This is a genomic window from Nocardia cyriacigeorgica GUH-2 (assembly GCF_000284035.1).
GTDB classification, from domain to species: domain Bacteria; phylum Actinomycetota; class Actinomycetes; order Mycobacteriales; family Mycobacteriaceae; genus Nocardia; species Nocardia cyriacigeorgica_B.
Genome location: NC_016887.1, coordinates 1 through 14,873 on the forward strand (window position 1 = coordinate 1; position 14,873 = coordinate 14,873).

At 67.6% G+C, this 14,873-nt stretch carries 9 protein-coding genes and 2 tRNA genes; all 11 read left to right on the forward strand.

Going from position 1 to position 14,873, the window contains the following annotated elements; genetic code table 11:
* The first annotated feature begins 425 nt into the window (after positions 1 to 425).
* The 11 genes from dnaA to NOCYR_RS00050 all read left to right on the forward strand — a co-directional run bounded on the left by dnaA (position 426) and on the right by NOCYR_RS00050 (position 14,617).
* Positions 426 to 2,591 (forward strand): chromosomal replication initiator protein DnaA, encoded by a 2,166-nt coding sequence (dnaA, locus tag NOCYR_RS00005; protein ID WP_014348303.1) that lies wholly within the window; start codon positions 426 to 428, stop codon positions 2,589 to 2,591.
* 914 nt (positions 2,592 to 3,505) lie between these two features.
* Positions 3,506 to 4,684, forward strand: coding sequence for a DNA polymerase III subunit beta (dnaN, locus tag NOCYR_RS00010; RefSeq protein ID WP_048832452.1), 1,179 nt, complete (start codon positions 3,506 to 3,508; stop codon positions 4,682 to 4,684).
* Positions 4,685 to 4,846: 162 nt separating this feature from the next.
* Entirely contained in the window at positions 4,847 to 6,034 is a 1,188-nt protein-coding gene (gene recF / locus NOCYR_RS00015) for a DNA replication/repair protein RecF (RefSeq protein WP_014348305.1), read from the forward strand.
* Positions 6,035 to 6,386: 352 nt separating this feature from the next.
* Positions 6,387 to 6,953, forward strand: a complete 567-nt coding sequence (locus NOCYR_RS00020) for a DUF721 family protein (protein ID WP_014348306.1) — start codon at positions 6,387 to 6,389, stop codon at positions 6,951 to 6,953.
* A gap of 154 nt (positions 6,954 to 7,107) precedes the next feature.
* Positions 7,108 to 8,010, forward strand: a complete 903-nt coding sequence (locus NOCYR_RS00025) for an alpha/beta fold hydrolase (RefSeq protein WP_014348307.1) — start codon at positions 7,108 to 7,110, stop codon at positions 8,008 to 8,010.
* 327 nt (positions 8,011 to 8,337) lie between these two features.
* Entirely contained in the window at positions 8,338 to 10,395 is a 2,058-nt protein-coding gene (gene gyrB, locus NOCYR_RS00030; protein ID WP_014348308.1) for a DNA topoisomerase (ATP-hydrolyzing) subunit B, read from the forward strand.
* Positions 10,396 to 10,476: 81 nt separating this feature from the next.
* Entirely contained in the window at positions 10,477 to 12,987 is a 2,511-nt protein-coding gene (gene gyrA / locus NOCYR_RS00035; protein WP_014348309.1) for a DNA gyrase subunit A, read from the forward strand.
* 36 nt (positions 12,988 to 13,023) lie between these two features.
* Positions 13,024 to 14,109, forward strand: coding sequence for a DUF3566 domain-containing protein (locus NOCYR_RS00040; RefSeq protein ID WP_014348310.1), 1,086 nt, complete (start codon positions 13,024 to 13,026; stop codon positions 14,107 to 14,109).
* A 207-nt stretch (positions 14,110 to 14,316) separates the two neighbouring features.
* Positions 14,317 to 14,390 (forward strand) — tRNA-Ile (locus NOCYR_RS00045).
* A 29-nt stretch (positions 14,391 to 14,419) separates the two neighbouring features.
* Entirely contained in the window at positions 14,420 to 14,527 is a 108-nt protein-coding gene (locus NOCYR_RS30210; protein ID WP_014348311.1) for a DLW-39 family protein, read from the forward strand.
* Positions 14,528 to 14,544: 17 nt separating this feature from the next.
* Positions 14,545 to 14,617: transfer RNA gene (locus NOCYR_RS00050), tRNA-Ala, on the forward strand.
* Positions 14,618 to 14,873: the final 256 nt, after the last annotated feature.

Below are 14,873 nucleotides of genomic sequence, written 5' to 3' on the forward strand. Positions count from 1 at the left end.
CGAGGGTACTCAGCGGCCACGAACGGGTCAAACTCGCCCCACATCGGCGCTGTACAAGCCTCAGCATAGGACGGTGCGGACGTGACCTCGTCCACACCCCTGATCGAGCACCGCGTCCCGCCGCCGGGTGCGTAGCCGGACGATTGCCGGCGACACCCCAGGTCGGGGCGCCACGGCCGGTCAACGCGGCCGTACTCCCCAATCCCCAGGGGTTCTCCACATCTGTGGATAATTGTGTGGAAAGACCCCGTGAGTGGCATATTCGTTAAGCCGACGGTGCCGCGCCGCCATCCGGAATCCGCGAGTGCGGGATGCGTGGCGAACCGGTCACGGATCTGCGCGGGATCGGATCGAACCACCACGGTAGACGTCTTGCGTACCCCGGCCGTCTGCTCCCATCGACCAACTTCCGGGGAGGACACTGCATGGACGACGAGCAGAACGTGTTGGCCACCGTCTGGCCGGAGGTGGTCGCCGAGCTCACCACCGGCTCTCCCGATGGTGCCATCCCGTCGGTCTCGCGCGCCCAGCAGGCGTGGTTGAAGCTGGTCAAGCCGCTGACGGTGGCGCAGGGTTTCGCGCTGTTGTCGGTGCCGTCGTCGCTGGCCCAGGAGGCGATCGAGCGCGATCTGCGGGAGCCGATCCTGCGCTCGCTGGCCCGCCGGCTGGGTCCGCAGGTCGAGGGTCTCGGGGTGCGTATCGCCGCGCCCACCACGCCGGGCGCCGAACGGCCGAGCGCGCCGCCCCGGCACGCCAGGATGACCAGCAGGCCGGAGCGTCCGCGCGAGCCGGTGCGCCGGCCCGAGTTCCCGGGTGTGGAAACTGCCGGCCGGGGCGAGTTCAGTCCGCCCCGTTACGCCACCGGCAACGAGTACGCGCCGGATTACCCGAGCGCCGACTACGCGGGCGGGCGCAGCTACCCACCCGGCCAGGATTATCCACAGGGCGCCGACTTCGAGCGGTCCGATAGCTACGGACGCGCCGACGGGTTCGCCGAGGGCGGCGGATACGGCGGTGGCGATGGTTACGACCAGCGTGACAACTTCGAGCAGCGCGATGGTTACGGCAGGCCGGAGTTCGGCAGGCCCGCGGATTTCGGCGAGGCGCCGGAGCGCCGTCCCGAACCGGATTACCGGCCCGCGCCCGAGTACCGCGAGGCCGAGTTCCCCGCGCGCGGCGATTACCCGGCCACCGACGCCGGTGAGCCCGAGGGTCGCGCCGACAATGCCGCACCACCGCGCCGTGAGCCCGCGGCCGCCCCGCGCCGCGATGCGGTGCCGCCCGGCCAGGAGTCGCTGTTCACCCCCGAGCCGGCGCCCCGCATCCCCAGCGTGACTCCGGCCCGTGAGCCGGGCCCCGCCGAAGAACAGGCGCCCGCCGCCGCCCATGAGCCGTCCCGTGACGCCGGCGACCCGCTGCGGGAGCCGCTGCGCGATGCGGTGCGCGAATCCGGCGCCGACGGGCAGCGCCCCGAGCACGACGACGAACCCGTGGTCAATGTCCGCGATTCCTGGCCGACCTACTTCGCCAAATCGCAGGAGTCGCAGGCCCCGCAGACCTCCTCGGCGAGCCTGAACGCCAAGTACACCTTCGAGACCTTCGTCATCGGCGCGTCCAATCGGTTCGCGCACGCCGCGGCCGTCGCGATCGCCGAGGCGCCGGCGCGCGCCTACAACCCGTTGTTCGTCTGGGGCGCCTCGGGCCTCGGCAAGACCCATCTGCTGCACGCGGCCGGGCACTACGCCCAGCGGCTGTTCCCCGGGATGCGGGTCAAGTACGTCTCCACCGAGGAATTCACCAACGACTTCATCAACAGCCTGCGCGACGACCGCAAGGTGGCGTTCAAGCGCCGCTACCGCGAGACCGACATCCTGCTCGTCGACGACATCCAATTCATCGAGGGCAAGGAAGGTATCCAGGAGGAGTTCTTCCATACCTTCAACACGCTGCACAACGCCAACAAGCAGATCGTGGTGTCCTCGGACCGGCCGCCCAAGCAGCTCGCCACCCTGGAGGAGCGGCTGCGCACCCGGTTCGAGTGGGGCCTGATCACCGATGTGCAGCCACCGGAACTGGAGACCCGGATCGCCATCCTGCGCAAGAAGGCCCGGATGGATCGCCTCGATGTGCCCCATGACGTGCTCGAACTCATCGCCAGCCGGGTCGAGCGCAATATCCGAGAGCTGGAAGGCGCGCTGATCCGGGTGACGGCGTTCGCCTCGCTCAACGGCCAGCCGCTGGATCTGCCGCTGGCCGAGGTGGTGCTGCGCGATCTGATGCCCGATACCGCGGCGCTCGAGATCACCGCGGCCACGATCATGGCCGTCACCGCCGAGTACTTCAACACCACGCTCGAGGAGCTGACCGGCCCGGGTAAGGCCCGCCCGCTCGCGCAGGCACGCCAGATCGCGATGTATCTGTGCCGTGAGCTCACCGATCTGTCGCTGCCGAAGATCGGGCAGGCCTTCGGGCGCGACCACACCACGGTCATGTACGCGGAGAAGAAGGTCCGCAAGGAGATGACCGAGCGGCGCCGGGTCTACGACCAGGTCCAAGAACTCACAGCCCGAATCAAACAGCGTTCGCGCTGATCTCCGTACACACCCTGTGAAAGCCCCTGACCAGGGCTGACGCCTGCCCATGGGCTGTGGATTCCTCGAGGAATTCTTGTGGAGTCCTCGAGGAATCCCAGGGTTGTCCACCGTTTTACCCACAGGCGGCGCGAGCGGTCGTGGCGGATCTACGCACAGGCAGTTGTCCACAGCGTCCACAGGCCGGCGCGTGCACAGGCGCTGAGCGGGCGATCTCCGAAGTTGTGCCTGTGGAATCCTCGAGGAAACCGTGTGGACTCCTCGAGGATTCCACCGGTTGTCCACGCTGTGGTGCACATGTGTGAACAACCGGGTGAATCCGGTGGAACAACTCGAGGATCGGCGGTGGATGAACGGGGGACAGATTCCGCGCTTCCACAACCGGCCCTCGTTCATCCTCGAGACACTCCACGCTCATCCCCACCCCACCACGCGCTGTGACCTGCGCAAACGGCCGATTTCCCCAGAATCCACAGGGCCTATTACTACTTCGGTTCTTCTTCAAATAGATCTCTCTTCAAAACAGGGTGTGTGGAAAGTCGGTCGGGCAGGCTCGGCTGCACGATCGGGTCCCGCACGACAGGCAAGGACGAAGCAGGGACACCGGACGAGCCAGATCGCGGCGTAAACGAGCCGGGCGGTGAGACAGTCGAGCCGGAGCGCCGAGCACGCGCGACGAACCACACACCGGACGAGGCCAGCAGACGACAGAGCGCGCGAGCCGGGACCGGAGGGTCGGACCAGGGCGCCGGGTCGCACGCGGTACCGTTTGGTTGTCGGTCGTCTGTGCCACACTTTCGAAGGCGGCCGCGACAGCACGTCTTTCGAGAACCAACGCTGACCAGCCGTCAGGGGTCGGACGACATCGTTCGATCGCTGCTAGACCACGGAACCGGGAGAGGACAGATCGGGCGATGGAGCTTTCGAGCATGAAGTTTCGGGTCGCTCGTGAGGATTTCGCGGAATCGGTCGCCTGGGTGGCGCGCAGCCTGCCGTCCCGGCCTCCGGTGCCCGTCCTCGGCGGTGTGCTGCTGGTAGCCGACGAAGACGGCCTCACGGTCTCCGGTTTCGACTACGAGGTCTCCGCGCAGATGCGGGTCGCGGCCGAGGTCGCCGGCCCGGGCCAGGTGCTGGTCTCCGGTCGCCTGCTCGCCGATATCACCAAGGCGCTGTCCAACAAGCCGGTCGACGTCTCCGTCGACGGCACCCGCGTGCTGATCAGCTGTGGCAGCGCCAAGTTCTCCCTGCCCACCATGCCGGTCGAGGACTATCCTCAGCTTCCCGAGGTGCCGCAGCAGAGCGGTGAACTCAACGCCGAGGTGTTCGCCGAGGCGGTCGCTCAGGTGGCCGTGGCCGCGGGCCGCGACGACACCCTGCCGATGCTCACCGGTATCCGGGTCGAGATCGAGGGCCCACAGGTGGTCCTGGCGGCCACCGACCGTTTCCGGCTCGCGGTGCGCCACATCGAATGGCAGCCAGCGCGCCCCGATATCGAGACCGCGGTGCTCATTCCGGCCCGCACGCTGTCGGAGTCGGCCAAGACCCTCGGCGCCACCGATGCGCCGGTGCAACTGTCGCTGGGTACGGGAGCCGGCGCCGATGGGCTGCTCGGCATCGTCAACGCGGGCCGGCGCACCACCACCCGCCTGCTGGACGCGGAATTCCCCAAGTTCCGTCAGCTGCTCCCCAAGGAGCACACCTCGATCGCGACGCTGCAGGTCGCCACCCTCACCGATGCCATCAAGCGTGTGGCCCTGGTGGCCGAGCGCGGGGCCCAGGTGCGGCTGGAGTTCTCCGGCGAGGGCCTGCTGCTGTCGGCCGGCGGTGACGACGCAGGCCGCGCCGAGGAATGGCTGGAGGCCGATTTCCGTGGCGAGCCGCTGACCATCGCCTTCAACCCCGGCTACCTCATCGACGGCTTGTCCGCGTTGCATTCGGATCGCGTCACCTTCGGGTTCACCACCCCGAGCCGTCCCGCGGTGCTGCTGCCGGCGTCCGAGGACGAGGAGCCGCAGCCGCTGGAGTCCGGCTCCTTCCCCGCCCTGGACAGCGCCTACATCTACCTGTTGATGCCGGTCCGGCTCCCGGGCTGAGGACGGGCGTGACCGTCGGGTACGAACATGCTCCGAAAGTGGCAGTGCGGTACGACGTTTCGGATCGGCGTGCTGCTGCGGAGCCGGAAACCGGTGTGGCACAAGCAGAGTTGTCCACAGTTGTGGATACAACTGTGATATCCCATTCGGCGAGCTGAGCGCATGTTCATCCGAGCCCTGACGGCGCGCGACTTCCGGTCCTGGGAGCACGCGGAGATCGAGTTATCCACAGGCGGAACGGTTTTCCTGGGGGCCAACGGCAACGGCAAGACCAATCTGCTCGAGGCCGTCGGCTATCTGTCCACGCTGGGCTCGCATCGGGTCGCCGGCGATGCGCCGTTGCTGCGGATGGGTACCGAGCGGGCCAGGATCGGCGCGACGGTGGTCAATACCGGCCGTGAACTGCGCATCGACATCGAGCTGAATCAGGGGTCGGCCAACCGCGCGCAGATCAACCGATCGCCGGTGCGCAGGCCGCGCGAGATCCTGGGGATTCTGCACACCGTCCTGTTCGCGCCGGAGGATCTGGCGCTGGTACGCGGCGACCCGGGGGAGCGGCGCCGGTTCCTCGACGAGTTGTGCACAGCCCGCTTGCCCCGCCTGGCCGCGGTCCGCGCCGATTACGACCGGGTGTTGCGGCAGCGGTCGGCGCTGTTGAAAACCGCGGGCAGGCAGGCTCGCGGCCGGGCCGATCTGAGCACCCTTGACGTCTGGGACGGGCATCTGGCCGCCCATGCCTCGGTGCTGCTGGCCGAACGGCTGCGGCTGGTTCACGAGCTGTCGCCGCATCTGGCCGCCTCCTACGCCTCGATCGCACCGGAATCACGTCCGGCCGCCATCGCCTACCGCAGCGCCGCGCTGCCGGAGGACTTCCTCGACCCCGCGCGGCCCCCGCAGCCCGGCGACGCGGCCGACCTCGAGGCGATCCTGCTGCGCGAACTCGCCGCGGCCCGCCCGCGCGAACTCGAGCGCGGGGTGTGCCTGGTGGGCCCGCATCGCGACGAACTCGACCTCACCCTCGGTGACGCGCCCGCCAAGGGGTTCGCCAGCCACGGCGAGTCCTGGTCGTTCGCGCTTGCCCTGCGGCTCGCGTCGTTCGAGTTGCTGCGCGAGGGCGGTACCGATCCGGTCTTGCTGCTCGACGACGTGTTCGCCGAACTGGACCGTCGCAGGCGCACCGCGCTGGCCGCGGTCGCCGCCGGTGCCGAACAGGTGCTGATCACCGCCGCGGTCGCCGAGGACGTCCCCGCGGAACTGTCGGCGGCCACGCTGCGGGTGGAGACCACCGGCGACGCCGCGCACCGCACCTCCCGGATCATGCACAGCGTCGACTCCTCGGCCGCCGGCTGATCATGGCGTCGAATCCTCTCGTCATCCCCGTCGCCGACGGTGCGTTGTCGTACAGTTTTCCCGTGCGTCCGGCGCTCCAGCCCTGGTCGCGCGCATCGATCCCACGTTGTCAACAGCCTGTGGATAACTTTGGATCCCCAGGTAGCGCGTTCGACGACCGCAACCCGGCCGTGACCGCGGGTTATCAACTCGGGGAGATCGAAAAACGACCTTCTACCTGCGGATTCATCGCACGGCACGCGGATGGGCCGTTGCCTGACCGCAATGGAACAGCTTGTTGCACAGGGCGTGTCGAACCCTGGGGACAACTCGCCATAGCTGGGGACAACTCGACGAATCGAATGGAGCGGCGATGACCGATCAAGCCGAACCTTCGGGCCGCCCGAGCCCGGACGCGCAGCCGGAATTGCGCGGGATCGACCTGGCCCGCCGGGCTCTCGAAGAAGCCCGCGCGGCCGCCAAGGCCAGTGGCAAATCGGTCGGCCAAGGGCGGTCCTCGCCGCGGCGCAGCCTGCGTACCGGCGCGCGCAGGCGCAGCGGATGGTCCGGTCCGCGGCCCGACGATCGCGATCCACAGATGCTGTCCAAGCTGGCCGGCTCGATCGCCAAGAGCCGCGGCTGGTCGACGAAGGTGGCCGAGGGCATGGTGTTCGGCCGCTGGGCCGGGGTGGTCGGCGAGGACATCGCCAGTCATGCCACGCCGGTCAAGCTGGAGAACGGGGTGCTCAGCATCGCCGCCGAATCCACCGCCTGGGCCACCCAATTGCGCATGTTGCAGTCGCAGATCCTGGCCAAGATCAATGCGGCCGTCGGCCAAGGCGTGGTGACCTCGGTGCGGATTTCCGGACCGGCCGCCCCCAGTTGGCGCAAGGGCGAGCGCCACATCAAGGGCCGGGGCCCGCGCGACACCTACGGCTGAGCCGGAACCTGGTCGCTACCTGGTACCCGGTGTTACATTGATCCGAATCACCGGATACCGGGCCGTTACGGCGCCGCGAACAGCGGTTTCACGTGGAACAGCGCGCGCGAGTCCGGAATCGCCGGCCCCCGCCACCTGCCGAAGGATGTCGCCGATGATCGTCGCCACCGAGCCGTTCCCCACGCTGCCGACCCGCACGGTCCGCCGTGGCGATATCGAACTGGCCGTCTTCGAATGCGGTAATCCCTCGGGCCCGGCCATCGTTCTGGTGCATGGCTGGCCCGATACCCACACCCTGTGGAATACCGTCGCCACCGCGCTCGCCGACCGGTTCCGCGTCATCGCCTTCGACAACCGTGGTGCCGGCGCCAGCACCGTTCCCGCCGAAGTCGACGCCTATCGGATCGAGGAGCTGGCCGCCGATGTCCGCGCCGTCGCGGAGGCCGTGGCGCCCGGCGAACGCGTGCACGTACTCGGCCACGACTGGGGTTCGGTGATCGGCTGGGAGCTGGCCTCGATGCCCGACGCCTCCGCCGCGATCGCGTCGTTCACCTCGGTCTCCGGCCCGAACCTGGACTTCCTCGGCGCCTACCTGCGCGGCCCGTTCTCCGTCCAGCGGCTGCGCAACGCGCTCGCACAAGGTGTGGCCTCGGCCTACACCGTCGCCTTCCAGATCCCCGGCCTGCCGAATCCGGTACTGCGCGGGCTGTCCGGTCGCTGGCCGCGTTTCCTAGCCTTCTTCGACGGCATCGACCCGGCCCTGGTGCGGCCGGCACCCACGCTGCGCACCGACATGATCAACAATCTTAAGCTCTACCGGGCCAATATCCGGCCGCGGCTGGGCAATCCGCGTCCGCGTCCGATCGAGATTCCGGTGCAGGTGATCGTCTCGACCGGCGACCGCGCGGTGCGCCCGGTGGTGCATCTCGAGGCGGATAATTGGGTGAAGGACCTGACGATGCGCGAGATCTCGGCCCGGCATTGGTCGCCGCTGTCGCATCCGGCGGATCTGGCTCGGCTCACCGGCGAATTCGTCGATCGCGTCGCCGGAGGCTGACCGACGGGAGTACGGCCGGCCGACCCCGGAACGAGGCGAGCCGCAACACAACTCTCACGCCAACCCTGATGGATCGAAACCGCCGGACGGCGGATCGGACCCACCATGATCCGATTTCTCGCATTCTCGTAGCCGTCAGGGGTGTCGTAGGTGCACTCTAGTTTGGGCGTACCAGTAGGATGGTGGAGTAACTAGCGGCGATACCTTCGGCGCGTTCCGCACAGCCCGCGCGGTGGACCGTGAATCTCGACCAGCTCAGAATCCGGACCTCCGTGTGCTGTGGCGACGCTGTGCCGGGGATCAGCAAGTAAGGAGAGCTACCGACCAGTGGCTGCCAACGACTCCAATGCATCGGGCTCGACCAAGGCGTCTTCGGGTAAGGCGGGCAACAAGGACTACGGTGCCTCCTCCATCACGGTTCTCGAGGGCCTCGAAGCCGTCCGTAAACGTCCCGGCATGTACATCGGCTCCACCGGCGAGCGCGGTCTGCACCACCTGATCTGGGAGGTGGTCGACAACTCCGTCGACGAGGCGATGGCGGGCTACGCCACCCGGGTCGACGTCACGCTGCTCGCCGACGGCGGCGTCGAGGTCATCGACGACGGCCGTGGTATCCCCACCGGGATGCATGCCCAGGGCGTGCCCACCATCGAGGTGGTCATGACCCAGCTGCACGCGGGCGGCAAGTTCGACTCCGACTCCTACGCCGTCTCCGGTGGTCTGCACGGTGTCGGTATCTCGGTCGTGAACGCCCTGTCCACCCGGCTCGAGGCCGAGGTCGACCACGCCGGCTACCACTGGACCCAGGAGTACAAGGACGCCACCCCGGGCAAGCTGATCCAGGGCGAGGCCACCTCCCGCACCGGCACCACCATCCGGTTCTGGCCGGACCCGAACATCTTCGAGACCACCTCGTTCAACTTCGAGACGGTGGCCCGGCGCTTGCAGGAGATGGCGTTCCTGAACAAGGGCCTCACCATCACCCTCACCGATGAGCGGGTCTCCGACACCGAGGTCACCGACGAGGTCGTCAGCGAGACCGCCGAGGCGCCCAAGCACGCCGACGCCGAGGCGCCGCAGGCCGAGCACAAGGTCAAGTCGCGTACCTATCACTACCCGGGTGGGCTCGAGGACTTCGTGCGCCACATCAACCGCACCAAGCAGCCGATCCACAACTCGGTCGTCGCGTTCACCGGTAAGGGCACCGGGCACGAGCTCGAGGTCGCGATGCAGTGGAACTCCGGCTACTCGGAGTCGGTGCACACCTTCGCCAACACCATCAACACCCACGAGGGTGGTACCCACGAAGAGGGCTTCCGCGCCGCGCTGACCACCGTGGTCAACCGGTACGCCAAGGAAAAGAAGCTGCTCAAGGACAAGGACGGCAACCTCACCGGTGACGACATCCGTGAGGGCCTGGCCGCCATCGTCAGCGTGAAGGTCGGCGAACCGCAGTTCGAGGGCCAGACCAAGACCAAGCTGGGCAATACCGAGGTCAAGTCGTTCGTGCAGCGCACCTGCAACGAGCACCTCGCGCACTGGTTCGAGGCCAATCCGGCCGATGCCAAGACCATCGTCAACAAGGCGGTGTCCTCGGCGCAGGCCCGCGTCGCCGCCCGTAAGGCGCGTGAGCTGGTGCGCCGCAAGAGCGCCACCGATCTGGGCGGGTTGCCGGGCAAGCTGGCCGACTGCCGGTCCAAGGATCCGAGCAAGTCCGAGATCTACATCGTCGAGGGTGACTCCGCCGGCGGCTCGGCCAAGTCCGGCCGTGACTCGATGTACCAGGCGATCCTGCCGTTGCGCGGCAAGATCATCAATGTCGAGAAGGCGCGCATCGACAAGGTCCTCAAGAACAACGAGGTCCAGGCGATCATCACCGCCTTCGGCACCGGTATCCACGACGAGTTCGACATCTCCAAGCTGCGCTATCACAAGATCGTGCTGATGGCCGACGCCGACGTCGACGGCCAGCACATCTCCACCCTGCTGCTGACGCTGCTGTTCCGGTTCATGCGCCCGCTGATCGAGCACGGGCACGTCTACCTGGCCCAGCCGCCGCTGTACAAGCTCAAGTGGCAGCGCGCCGATCCGGAGTTCGCCTACTCCGACCGCGAGCGCGACGGCCTGCTCGAGGCGGGTCTGGCCGCGGGCAAGAAGATCAACAAGGACGACGGCGTCCAGCGCTACAAGGGTCTGGGCGAGATGAACGCCAAGGAACTGTGGGAGACCACGATGGATCCGGCGGTCCGGGTGCTGCGTCAGGTCACCCTCGACGACGCCGCCGCGGCCGACGAGCTGTTCTCGGTGCTGATGGGCGAGGACGTCGAGGCGCGCCGCAGCTTCATCACCCGCAATGCCAAGGACGTCCGCTTCCTCGACGTGTAGCCGGTCGGGCGGCGGTCAGGGAACTCCTGACCCCGCCTGCGACTGCCGCTGCCCCCGAGCCTTCCTACGGAGACCTCTTTCATGACTGAGACCACACTGCCCCCGAACGGCGGCGCAGGCGACCGCATCGAGCCGGTCGACATCCAGAACGAGATGCAGAGCAGCTACATCGATTACGCGATGAGCGTGATCGTGGGCCGCGCGCTGCCCGATGTGCGCGACGGCCTCAAGCCGGTGCACCGGCGCGTGCTCTACGCGATGTACGACAACGGTTACCGGCCCGATCGCGGTTATGTGAAGTCCGCGCGCCCGGTCGCCGAGACCATGGGTAACTACCACCCGCACGGCGACGCCTCCATCTACGACACCCTCGTCCGCATGGCGCAGCCGTGGTCGCTGCGCTATCCGCTGGTCGACGGCCAGGGCAACTTCGGTTCCCGCGGCAACGACGGCGCGGCCGCCATGCGCTACACCGAATGCCGCCTGACGCCGCTGGCGATGGAGCTGCTGCGCGAGATCGACCACGAGACCGTCGATTTCACGCCGAACTACGACGGCCGCTCGCAGGAACCGGTGGTGCTGCCGAGCCGGGTGCCGAACCTGCTGATGAACGGCAGCAACGGCATCGCGGTCGGTATGGCGACCAATATCCCGCCGCACAACCTCAACGAGCTCGCCGAGGCCATCTACTGGGCGCTGGAGAACTACGACGCCGACGAAGAGGCCACCCTCGCGGCCTGCATGGAGCGCGTCAAGGGCCCTGACTTCCCGACCGCGGGCCTGATCGTCGGCGGCCAGGGCATCCACGACGCCTACACCACCGGCCGCGGCTCCATCCGCATGCGCGGTGTGGTCGAGATCGAGGAAGACACCCGCGGCCGCACCACCATCGTCATCACCGAGCTGCCGTACCAGGTCAACACCGACAACTTCATCAACTCGATCGCCGAGCAGGTGAAGGACGGCAAGATCGCCGGCATCTCCGATATCCACGACGAGTCCTCCGACCGCGCGGGTATGCGGATCGTGGTGACGGTCAAGCGCGACGCCGTCGCCAAGGTCGTGCTGAACAACCTGTACAAGCACACCCAGCTGCAAACCAGCTTCGGCGCCAACATGCTCTCCATCGTCGACGGGGTGCCGCGCACGCTGCGCCTGGATCAGATGATCCGCTACTACGTCGAGCACCAGTTGGAAGTCATCGTCCGGCGCACCCGCTACCTGCTGCGCAAGGCCGAGGAGCGGGCCCACATCCTGCGCGGCCTGGTCAAGGCGCTCGACGCGCTCGACGAGGTCATCGCGCTGATCCGGCGCTCGGCCAACACCGACACCGCGCGCACCGGCCTGATGCAGCTGCTCGATATCGACGAGATCCAGGCCACGGCCATCCTCGATATGCAGCTGCGCAGGCTCTCCGCCCTGGAGCGGCAGAAGATCATCGACGAGCTGGCCAAGATCGAGGCCGAGATCGCCGACCTCAAGGACATCCTCGACAAGCCGGAGCGGCAGCGCGCGATCGTGCGTGACGAGCTGGCCGAGATCGTCGAGAAGTACGGCGACGAACGGCGCACCAAGATCATCGCCGCCGACGGCGACGTGGCCGACGAGGATCTGATCGCCCGCGAGGACGTCGTCGTCACGATCACCGAGACCGGCTACGCCAAGCGCACCAAGACCGACCTCTACCGCAGCCAGAAGCGCGGCGGCAAGGGCGTGCAGGGTGCGGGCCTCAAGCAGGACGACCTGGTCAAGCACTTCTTCATCACCTCGACCCACGATTGGCTGCTGTTCTTCACCAATAAGGGCCGGGTGTATCGGGCCAAGGCCTACGAGCTGCCCGAAGCCAACCGGACCGCGCGCGGTCAGCACGTGGCGAACCTGCTGGCGTTCCAGCCGGACGAGAAGATCGCCCAGATCATTCGGATCAAATCCTACGAAGACGCCCCGTATCTGGTGCTCGCCACCAAGAATGGCCTCGTGAAGAAGTCGCGGCTGTCGGATTTCGACTCCAACCGCAGCGGAGGCATCGTCGCGGTGAACCTGCGCGACAACGACGAACTGGTCGGTGCTGTGCTGTGCTCGGCGGACGACGACCTGCTGCTGGTGTCGGCGCAGGGCCAGTCGATCCGCTTCGCGGCGACCGACGAGGCACTGCGTCCGATGGGCCGGGCCACCTCCGGTGTGCAGGGCATGCGGTTCAACGCCGAAGACGAGCTGCTCTCGCTCAACGTCGTCCGTGAGGGGACATATCTGCTGGTCGCGACCTCCGGTGGCTACGCCAAGCGGACCGCGATCGAGGAGTACACCGCGCAGGGACGCGGCGGTAAGGGTGTGTTGACCATCCAGTACGACACCAGGCGTGGCACGCTGGTCGGTGCGCTCATCGTCGACGACGACGACGAGCTGTACGCGATCACCTCCGGGGGCGGTGTCATCCGCACCGGGGCCAAGCAGGTTCGCAAGGCAGGCCGCCAGACCAAGGGCGTGCGATTGATGAACCTGGGCGAGGGCGATACCTTGCTTGCGATCGCGCGCAACGCCGACGAGCCCGAAGCTATCGGCGACGACACCAGCGATTCTTCCGAGCAATAAACACAGCGGCGGCAACGAACGGATCTGAGGATTGCATTGACCACTCCGAATCAGCCGAATGACGAGCGGCAGCAGACGAACGGCGTGACCGAACGGGTCGCCCCGTCACCGATTCCGCCCCGGCCGATCCAACGACCGGAGTCCGAACCGTCCAATGGCGGTCCGGCGGGCGCGAATCCGCAGGCCGGCGCCGGGCCCGCCGCACAGTCGCGCGAAAACAACGACAAGCAGGGCGAATTCGGCTCCGACGGTGCCGACTCGGCACCGAAGGACGGCGGCAACGCCTCCGATCAGACCGTACGGATGAACGGTTCCGGTCAAGCGCCGCAGGGCGATTCGGGCGCGCCGAGCGGCAACGGCGGCGGCCAGTCGCGGTATCAGGACGGCTGGTCGGCGCTACCCCAGCGGGAGCCGCAGTCCAACCTGCCCCGGCCCGGGCATTCGCCGGTGGCCGGTCGGCAGGCGCCGTCCGGTGGCGGCGGTCTCGGTGGCGGCGGCGGTCTCGGCGGGGGCGTCGGCAATGCCCGCACCACCGCCGACCTCGCGGCCAAGGCGGCCCGCAAGGAAGCGGCGATGGTGAAGTCGGTCGGGCTCGACGGGCCCACCCGCAGCATCTCCCGCCCCGAGCTCACCAAGGACATGCCGGATCTGTCCGAGATCCGGCACCCGCTGCCGCCGGAGAACCCCAGCGCACCCAAGCCGGGACCCACCCCGGTCTCGCCGGCGGTGCCGGTCGCGGTCGCGCAGGCGGTCGCCGGTGAGCCGCTGCGCGCCACGGTCCAGATCCGCCGCATCGACCCGTGGTCGACGCTGAAGATCACCCTGGTCATCAGCGTGGCGCTGTTCTTCGTGTGGATGCTCGCGGTCGGGCTGCTCTACATCGTGCTCGAGGGCATGGGCGTGTGGGAGCGGCTCAACGACACCTTCACCGAGATGGTGTCGCAGGACAGCGGTGCCTCCACCGGCCTGATCGACGCGGGCACGGTGTTCGGCTACGCCGGCGTCATCGGCCTGATCAACGTGGTGCTGTTCACCGCGCTGGCCACCGTCGGCACGTTCATCTACAACCAGTGCTGCGATCTGGTCGGCGGCATCCAGATCACCCTGGCCGACCCGGACTAGGACAGACGCGACGGCCGGTGCCGAGCCCTCCGATGGGCGCGGTGTGCCGGCCGTTGTCGTTGCCGGGGGACGACGGGCCCGCTCATAGGTGTGGCCCTCGGCAGCTCGTCTACCAGGCGTTTTGGTCGTAGTCGGCGCGTCGGGTAATCTCTGTTCTCGGTCGTTGCGTTCGGTGCGGTACCCGGCTGAACACAACAACGAACACACGGGCCTATAGCTCAGGCGGTTAGAGCGCTTCGCTGATAACGAAGAGGTCGGAGGTTCAAGTCCTCCTAGGCCCACTCCCGAACATCACAGTAGGGTGGGAACCATGAAAATTCTCCTCACACTCGGTGTCGTGGTCGCGGTTCTCATCGGAATCACCAAACTGCGCCAGCGCAACGACGCCGACCTGTGGCACGAGGTCACCACCCGCTGACAACTCGGGCACCACCCGGGGCCTTAGCTCAATTGGCAGAGCACTGCCTTTGCAAGGCAGGGGTTAGGGGTTCGATTCCCCTAGGCTCCACTTCGCTTCCTGACCCATGCCCACGGAGAGCGTGGGCCTTGGCTCGTTCCGCGTGTTTTTTGGGGGCGCAGCCCCCAAACCCCGCCCGGAGGGCTTCGCCCCCGGACCCCCCTTTGGTTGGCCCGCCGTCAAGGTGCCCGCCCGGAGGGCTTCGCGCCCGGACTCCCTTTGTGGTTGGGCCCGCCGTCAAGGTGCCCGGCCGGAGGCTTCGCCCCGGACTTTTTCTCTGGTTGTGCCCGCCGCAATAGTGCCCGTC